1 protein-coding gene is annotated in these 2033 nt (G+C 38.6%); it reads right to left on the bottom strand.

The genetic code is table 11. The annotated features are described in order from the left end of the window. Positions 1-187: 187 nt before the first annotated feature. Positions 188-1771 (bottom strand): hypothetical protein, encoded by a 1584-nt coding sequence (locus tag A3860_RS40325; RefSeq protein ID WP_081156289.1) that lies wholly within the window; start codon positions 1769-1771, stop codon positions 188-190. Between the last annotated feature and the right edge of the window lie 262 nt (positions 1772-2033).

Genomic DNA, 2033 nt, shown 5'->3' with positions numbered 1-2033 from the left:
GGAGGCAACGAACCGCTCTACCCGGAACTGCTGGATCGAAAATTTACTAAAAGCTAAGGATTTAAACATATAACATATGTTACGATAGTATTACGGGACGCCACCGCTCTACGCCGCTCCCTTGACGCCATGCGGATAAGTGGGCGTCGCCAAAGAATTTCTACATAAACTAAAAGCACTCCGTAGCCTATTTGTCCATTTCTGCGCGACGGTTAGAAGCGATATGTTGCTCATAACTTAAAGGGATACGAACAATATCCTGATAATGCTGTAAATAGACGGAGGCATCACCTCTTGCTTCCCCTGGGCCGACAATAATCAATTTTATTTGTTTTGACGTGTCAGAAAATAAATGTGCATATTCAATCAGTTGACCGATTGCTTGGCGCAGGCAGGCCGGCACGTTTTCGAAAGGTTTTATTTCATAAAAGTATAATGTATCAGCAGTTTCCCGCACAATATCGATCCGCTTCTTATATTCCAGTGTAATTACATCTTTTGGGTATTTTATCTTTAATTCCCGATAGAAGCTATTCTGAATAATATTATGAAGTTGCTTTACCATTCCGGCTGCTACAGGACCTCGCAAATAGGATTCTTCCGACTTTGATCTATCTAGCTCTGTATATTCAAGAGTATCATCGTCGTCAGTTACAGCAATATTGTCAACCTGCAAAAAAGGTCCAAAAATCGCCCGTAGATGATCTTTTTTTTCGGGTTCAATATAATACAATGTGCCTGAGTAATTAAAATTAAAGGTCCTATCGATTCCCAGTTCAACAAACTCCACATGAACATGATGTCCCAATTTTTCAGAATCGTAATAATAGAAGGTTCCATTTCTTGCTACGACGACTGCATATGCAATGATGTTTAAGTTTCCGCGATTGCCATGTGACTTCACTGCAATAATATCTCCTTGTTTTAAATTGAGGAGGATTCGAAAGTAACGTTGTATAAAAGAAAGATTGTTCTTGTCACTTTTGTGATGTAGAGCCACAAACGCATTAATAGTCTCGTCATCGGCACCAATCAGATGCGACATATCGTATTCATTAAGAAACCCTATCGCTACCGAGTGGCTGCTGAGCATTTCTGGAAATACGTCTTTTTTGTCTTCCCCCTTTTCATTTTTATACTTTGAACCGATAATGAAATAATTCCTAAATGGTTTTCCTCGCACATGGTGTTCCCACAGATATTGAGCATAAGCAATCATGTCCTCTGTAATAGGCTTTTTTTCAATAATGTATCGTTGCAAATCAACTATTCGAGCATTCTCAGGAAATCTTCCCATCTTAACTGCTGCGATAGTTAATAGTGCTTCCCGAGTATACACAGGGAAAATTTGTCGGTGGGAATACATAAAAGCAATTTTCCACTTTGCCACTGAATGAAACTTAACGTTCTCAATTACTTCCAAGTCACCTTTGTCAGCCGCAGTGGCAATCTCGTAGATACGTTGCCTTACTTTCACAAACGCTTCTGTTCTTGATTTACCTAATTCTTCGCTCCAAGCATATTTTGTATCTTTGAGGTAAGTCTCTGAATATTCTTTGTCTTGCTTGTATTTCCAAAGTCCAAATTTAGTTAGTGGCATTCCTCCCAGTTCACCCACTTCACGAGAATCATATTCCATCAAATAGCAAAACGCATTATGATCTGAGAGATCCGCATATTGCTCAACCGTCATAGATAGAATTTTTTCTATTGGCCATTTAAAGAGAAAATAGTCAATCTTTTCAGTAGCATATTCTGTATTGATAGCCATTAAGTCATGAGTTTAGGATAGAAAGATAAGATTATTACAAACAGCTTTAACCTAGTTTCAGGAGGATTATTTCATAGGCTAAATACAACTTATAATGGCGCTATCCGGTAGAATATCAGGGTTGTGAAATTTTATTCAACACAGCTCGATCTAAGTTTGGCGGAAAGGCGGATGAAAATTGAGTTTATTTGAGCTGGAATGAAGGAAGACCCAGGACTTTTTTAACTGTAGGTTGTAGTTAACGGTTGAATTATATACCAGG

Origin of the sequence: Niastella vici (assembly GCF_002077945.1) — a bacterium.
Lineage (GTDB): Bacteria > Bacteroidota > Bacteroidia > Chitinophagales > Chitinophagaceae > Niastella > Niastella vici.
The sequence above is the reverse complement of the archived record's forward strand: the minus strand, read 5'-3'. Positions and strand labels throughout refer to the sequence as shown.

Excerpts from the sequence above, each read along its gene's own strand:
- A3860_RS40325 (WP_081156289.1), bottom strand. The coding sequence starts at position 1,771 with ATGGCTATCAATACAGAATATGCTACTGAAAAGATTGACTATTTTCTC.